6 protein-coding genes and 1 pseudogene are annotated in these 6,604 nt (G+C 54.5%); all 7 read left to right on the top strand.

Features of this window, described 5'->3' with window-relative positions:
• A pseudogene (locus tag AC2FJ5_RS20475) lies at positions 1-229 on the top strand (TRAP transporter permease); the annotation flags it as partial.
• Between the two features lie 4 nt (positions 230-233).
• On the top strand, positions 234-1,472 hold the full coding sequence (locus AC2FJ5_RS20470; protein ID WP_496789981.1) for an NAD(P)/FAD-dependent oxidoreductase: 1,239 nt from the start codon (positions 234-236) through the stop codon (positions 1,470-1,472).
• A gap of 28 nt (positions 1,473-1,500) precedes the next feature.
• The gene (locus AC2FJ5_RS20465) at positions 1,501-2,244 is read left to right on the top strand and encodes an aspartate/glutamate racemase family protein (protein ID WP_496794438.1); all 744 of its coding nucleotides are present in this window, start codon (positions 1,501-1,503) and stop codon (positions 2,242-2,244) included.
• A 100-nt stretch (positions 2,245-2,344) separates the two neighbouring features.
• Positions 2,345-3,073, top strand: coding sequence for a TSUP family transporter (locus AC2FJ5_RS20460; RefSeq protein ID WP_496794437.1), 729 nt, complete (start codon positions 2,345-2,347; stop codon positions 3,071-3,073).
• A gap of 61 nt (positions 3,074-3,134) precedes the next feature.
• A complete protein-coding gene (locus AC2FJ5_RS20455; RefSeq protein WP_496703646.1) occupies positions 3,135-4,106 on the top strand; it encodes a D-cysteine desulfhydrase family protein in 972 nt (323 codons plus the stop codon).
• 360 nt (positions 4,107-4,466) lie between these two features.
• Positions 4,467-5,225, top strand: a complete 759-nt coding sequence (locus AC2FJ5_RS20450; RefSeq protein ID WP_496703648.1) for an alpha/beta fold hydrolase — start codon at positions 4,467-4,469, stop codon at positions 5,223-5,225.
• A 113-nt stretch (positions 5,226-5,338) separates the two neighbouring features.
• Entirely contained in the window at positions 5,339-6,289 is a 951-nt protein-coding gene (locus AC2FJ5_RS20445) for a DMT family transporter (RefSeq protein WP_496794436.1), read from the top strand.
• The last annotated feature ends 315 nt before the right edge of the window (positions 6,290-6,604 follow it).

Genomic DNA, 6,604 nt, shown 5'->3' with positions numbered 1-6,604 from the left:
GTTCACCTATACCGCGACCAGTTGCATCGCCGGGGTTATTGCCCTGTCGGCGGCTGTGGTTGGGTATTGGTTGAGTCCGCTGAATATCGCATCGCGCGTTCTGTTAGCCATCGCTGGGATTATCTTTGTCGCGCCCAGCCTGACTGCTGATCTGATCGCGCTGGCCGTGGCTTCACCTGTCATCGTCACCCAACTGATCGCCCGCAACCGCAGTCACTCACCGGCGTGAAACCATGACAGAACAAGTGACCATTATCGGCGCAGGGATCGTCGGCATTTGTTGCGCTTTGTCGCTACAAGAGCGCGGCATTCCGGTTCGGCTGATTGACCGCGGTCAACCGGGGCAGGAAACTTCTTTCGGGAACGCAGGTGTAGTGTCGCCGTGGTCAATCATTCCGCAAGCGATGCCGGGCATATGGAAATCACTGCCCCAGATGCTACTGGATCCTAAAAGCGCGCTTTCGGTCAGAACCAGTTTCTGGCCGAAAATGATCCCCTGGGGGCTGCGGTTTTTGGGAAACTCTGGCGAAAGATCAGTGCGCGAAATCTCGGACGCGATGGAGCTTTTGTGCCGCCCTTCTATCGACCTGTATCGTCGTCATCTCCAAGGCACCGGGCACGAAAACCTGATCACTGACAGCTACTATATTCACGCTTTTCGCCACCGGAAGCAGGCTGATCTGAATGGGCTTGGATATCTGATCCGTCAGGAAAAAGGAGGCGATCTGGAGCTTGTCGATGGTGCCGAGTTGCGCGGCCTGGAACCTGCACTGTCAGAAGAATTCAAAGCCGCGATCGTGATCAAAGGTCAGGCACGCGTAACCTCACCAGGACGTCTGGGGGCAGTTCTGGCTGAAAAAGCACGCATGCAAGGGGCCGAGATCGTACAAACCGAAGTCTCCAAGTTGATCCAGACCCAAGATGGAAGTTGGCAGATTACAACATCACAGGATACGCTGCACGCCCCCAGGCTCATACTTGCGGCTGGGGTGTGGTCCGCCGACCTGCTGAAACCGTTTGGGCTGCCAGTGCCCCTTGTTGCCGAGCGCGGCTACCACGTTGAATTCCCGAACCGTTCAGTCCAATTGAACAACTCGGTCATGGATGTGGACGCAAAGGTCGTGGCAAGCTCGATGCTGGGCGGCCTGAGAGTCGCCGGCACGGCCGAATTTGGCAGCGTCGATGCGCCCGCTGATCCGCGCAAGAAAGAAATCCTGACCGAACAGGCAAAGGCGATGTTGCCAGACCTCGAAACAAGCGAGGCACGATTCTGGATGGGTCGACGGCCATCATTTCCGGACAGTTTGCCTGCAATCGGGCCGATCAACGGCTCAGACGGGCTGTATGCCGCGTTCGGACATTCACATTACGGGCTAATGATGGCCCCGAAAACTGGTGAGCTTGTGGCGGATCTTGTATCCGGTCGCAGCCCGAACGTCGATATGGCGCCATTTTCGTTGGCTAGGTTTTGAACACTCAAGTCAGAAAGGTCTAATAACAATGCCAATTTACCAAGGCGGTCAGAATATATGCGGCGCGTCGATCGGTGTTCTGTGCCTTGAAAGTTATTTTCCAAAACCGCCGGGCCATATCAAGAACCCATCCAGCCTGCCATTTCCGGTCCTGTATGAGATGATCGATGGCGTGACGGTCCCGACCTTGCTGAACAACCCTACGCCCGAATTACTGACCCCCTTCATTGAAGGAGCCAAGCGGCTTGAGGCTGAGGGCGTCCGTGCCATCACCGGCAGTTGTGGCTTCCTGGCCCTGTTTCAAAAAGAGCTGGCAGCGGCGGTTTCCGTTCCTGTTTTTGCATCCAGCCTGATCCAGGTGCCGCTGGCTTATCACATGACCGGGGCCAGTGCGCCAGTGGGTGTGCTGACTGCGGATGCATCGGCACTGACGCCCCAGCATTTTGAAGGTGTCGGTGCAGCCGGTGTTCCTGTGGCAGTGAAGGGCTTGGAAGGTACATCAGAATTCGCCGAGGTGATCTTGCGGAACGCACGAACGAGGATGGATACTGATCTGATCGAAGCCGAGGTCTTGGATGCCGCTCGCAGTCTTATGCTTGAAGCTCCGGATATTCGGTCATTGGTATTGGAGTGTACAGATCTGCCGCCATATGCCACGCGCCTTCAAGAAGAACTGCGGCTTCCCATTTTTGACCTTACGACACTGGCGCATATGGCGCATTCTGTGGCGGCCCGAGTACCATACTCTGGAATGATGCCGTGGCAGCGCTGACCGCGCCGTGCCGTAGGTGGGTTGGAATTGAAGTAGACCTCAGTTGGCCAATCAAGGTACCTGTGGCCCTGCAACAATCCCCCGATCCATAGGAGTTTGAGTGCCCGTTGAACTGTACATCCTGATGACCGCTATTTGCCTTGGCGCTATACTGCAAGTCGGGGTTGGCATCGGATTTAGCATCTTTGCGGGGCCACCCATGATGATTATGCTTGGCACGCCGACGGCGGTTCCCATTTTGCTTCTGCTAAACACCGTTGTGTCAGCGGTGGCAACGGACCGGCATGTTCTGAAAAACAATCGGCGGATAATCGTCACTGCGGTCATTGGATGCTGCGTTGGAGTGGCTGCTGGCCGCATTGTTTATCCCCTTTTGAGCGAGGCGTTTGTTCTCGCGCTGACGGCCTGCCTGTTGTTAATCGGCTTGATTGCAACCTTGCTCCCCTTGCGTGGCTCAATTGGAAACGTCGGGTTTTCAGCTGTTACCGGATTGTCCGGACTTGCAACTGTATGGGCGGCAACCCCGGGTCCACTTATGGTGTTCGGTTTGATTGCAAAGGGTCGGTCCGCCAAAGAGGTGGCAAAGCTGGTTCAACCAATAGCGCTGGTGGCATATGGCATCGCATTTTTGTTGCACAATCTGTCCGGGGCACAATCAATCTCGTATGGGTCGTCAGTATGGGGGTTCCTCGCCATAACCTTGATCGGCAGTTTACTTGGCCGTGCGACAGGTCCCTACTTGCCACAGGCGGTCGTCATAGCAGCGATCCGCGTGGTTTCACTGATCGCTTGCTGTGTTCTGTTCTATCGCGCCTATATGACGGCTTAATCTCAAAGGTCACACGATGATACGAAACGAAAATCTGCACAGATTTCCACGTGCCCAACTCATGTCTGGCCCAACACCTTTGGAGCACCTGGACAACCTATCGGCCGAGCTGGATATCGATCTCTGGCTGAAACGTGATGATCTGACCGGGCTTAGTTTTGGCGGTAACAAAACACGGCAGCTTGAATTTTATCTTGGAGATGCGCAGCAAAAAGGTGCTGATACCATTCTGATCACGGGCGCCGTTCAATCCAATTTTGTGCGATCTGCAGCCGCCGCAGCGGCCAAACTGGGTATGCAATCGGTGCTTCAGTTGGAAGAGCGTGTGCCGGACATGGGATCAGAGTATTATGCGTCCGGAAATGTACTCCTGGCACAAATCCTGGGTGCCGAGCAAATGAGTTACCCCGAGGGCGAAGACGAATCCGGAGCGGACGCGGCATTGCATGCACGCGCCGACGAATTGAAAGCCCAAGGTTGCACACCTTACGTTATTCACCTTGGCCTGCATCATCCGCCCCTAGGAGCCCTGGGTTATGTCGTCGCTGGGCAGGAATTGTACCAGCAGATGCCAGATTTCGATGCGGTCGTTGTCCCGTCAGGCAGCGGCGCAACACATGGCGGTTTGGTAACCGGATTGGCGCTGGAAGAAAGCATTGCCTCGGTGTTTGGGATTTGCGTGCGCCGGGATCGCGAAAAGCAAAAGGCTCGAATGAAAACCGTTCTGCAGAATCTTGCGGACTTGCTGGAAATCGACGCAGGTTTTCTACAGGATAGGATTGATGTTTGGGATGAAGCCTTGCCGCCAGGCTATGGCAAAGTGAATGCCAAAACACGCGCTGCTTTGGAGAAAATGGCCCGAACCGAAGGGGTTTTTCTAGACCCGGTCTATTCTGCCAAAACATTCGCCGGTTTGCTGGACCTGATCGAACGTGGAAAGATAAAACCAGGTGAGAAAGTCGTTTTGCTGCACACGGGCGGGTTGCCCGCACTTTTCGGGTATCAAAAAGAGCTAGTAGGCAACCCGGCTTGAGGTGTCCAAAGCACAAATCCGGATCAGGACCCTGCTTGGCTGTACTTTTAGTACCCAAACGATTTTTTTAGCCCGTTCCGGCTCGATTTGCGAATACGCAAGGTCAGCTTTGGTTCGCGAGTGGCAACTGAGTTCTTCGCTGGGAACGGCAGGATTGTTGCGCGATCTGTGAATTCGCATGACGAACGATCTTGCGAGCGCAGCGAGAGGCCGAAGCCGCATTGCTGCGGCGGCACTTACGATGAATGTCTCCTTCGGGCCGTGCGCGACGGTCAGGTTTTCGTCTGAAAAAGGTGAAGTTGTACTGCCTGTCGATGACCGTAACGAGCTCGAATTGTCGAATGCTGCGGAGCAGTGTTAATGTCTGCAAACGATGCTCTGGAAGCCGAAATGACCAAACACCCCAGTCAAATGAACGATGAAAGACCCACCATTCTCTGTGCTGCAGGCTTTGGTGACAATGCGAGCATGTTTGAAGGTTTGGCTGACACCCACCTCGCCAATAGCTATCGTTTACTACCCATCAATCTTCCGGGATTTGGCGCTCAGCCTCTGGCAAAGGCAACAACTCTTGAAGCACTTGCACAAACCGTCGCCGACAAAGCGATCAAGCACGGAGCTGAGATCATTGTCGCTCATTCGGTTGCTTCAATCATAGCCTCCCTGGCTGCCAAAAGGGCCGACTGTCCTTTGACAACCATTATTTCTCTAGAGGGTAATATCACCGCCGAGGATGCCTATTTTTCTGGAACTGCCGCCGACTACGGTGATCCAGTTGCGTTTCGTGCGGCGTTTCTTGAGCGGCTTGATGAAATGGCGAAAACGGCACCAATCATCCGACGGTATCGTAATGAAGTTTCGAAGGCTGATACTCTGGCGCTGTGGCAACTCGGCACCGACGCACGGCGTTTTTCAGCAAGCTGCGTGCCCGGCGAATTTTTGCAGAACGCGGCAAATGTGATTTATCTCTACAACCCTGATAACTGTCCGGATAGCACCGTCCGCTGGTTAGAAGAAAACAAGATGGATCGGATCGTTCTCGATAATGCCACACACTGGGCGAGCGTTGATCAGCCCGAAAGGCTTGCAGAAATGATTGCTGAGGCACTCCGCCGATAGGCGAATGCAGCCGTTCACAATTGGATAGATGAGTGTTGGCATTGTTTTGGCTTTCCGCAAGAAACGGGTCGCGGTGTCGGGGGCACGTCAGCTAATCCGTTAGGTGATAGTTAGTGACGGAACCAGAAGACATGACAAACCAACCCATGCCAGCAATGGATTTTACAGCCAGCGTCATGCTGCTTCTGCTCGCTGCTGTTTGGGGCGGGTCCTTCTTCTTTGGCGAGGTCGCACTGACTGAAGTGCCCCCGCTGACAATAACGCTGCATAGAGTGATCTGGGCTGTCCCAATACTGGCACTCATCGTCCTATTCAAAGGATTGAGAGTTCCACGTGCCCCTCGGGTATGGGGCGCTTATCTCGTTATGGGAGCGCTCAATAACGCTATTCCATTCTCGCTGATCTTCTGGGGGCAAACGCAAATCGACAGCGGGTTGGCTTCAATACTCAACGCAACGACGGCAATGTTTGCAGCGGTCGTGGCTGGCTTGCTTCTAAAGGATGAGCCGCTGACTCCGAAGAAAATAGCAGGTGCCGCCCTGGGTATTTTAGGGGTGGCCTTCATTATGGGACCAAGTGCATTGACTGAGTTCAATCCGAGTAACTTGGCGCAGTTGGCTATCCTTGGGGCGACGCTCTCGTATGCTTTTGCCGGTGTCTGGGGTAGAACTGCTCTTTCAGGCCAACTACCACTTGTGAACGCACTTGGCATGCTGATCAGCAGTACAGTGCTTATGATCCCAATTGTTCTCGTGATGGATGGCCCCCCAAGCTTCGCTCTGTCTGCTGGTGTATGGGCAGCGCTTATTGGGATGGCCGCTCTATCAACAGCGCTGGCCTATGTACTTTATTTCGCAATCCTTGCGCGCGCCGGAGCCGCCAATCTTCTTTTGGTTACGCTGCTGATCCCACCTTTCGCTATCGGTCTTGGTGTCACGTTCCTTGGTGAAAAGATGGAGCCGGAAGCTTGGGTCGGGTTCGCCATCATTGCTCTTGGCTTTGCTGTAACAGATGGGCGGCTTTTCGCCCGCTTCACAAAACGCAAGCCCCAACAAGCTGAATGAGGCGCTTTCTGGAATACCTTTGACCACCACATTACGGAGTGACGATCCCCGTAGTCACCAACTGACCAGGCCAAGCGTCGGGTCTATTTTTGAGTAGCGGACATTCAGCAGGGGCAACCGAATGGCTGCAAAGTCCGCAAACAGTGAGCATAATGGCCTTCTGGCTTTGCACTCGCGGCGAAGGGCAGTAATGCGGGCTGCGACCGCAGCATGTAAGTTGGCTGAGGGATGTCGGCTCTGGGCCGCTTGCGGTCTTTGATCCTAGACAGGCGAAGGGCAACTTCGTCCCGCACTTTGCGAGTTCAAGCAGCCTTT

The organism is Ruegeria sp. CDSA221, assembly GCF_059611825.1.
This window is presented reverse-complemented; position numbering and strand designations above follow the sequence as displayed.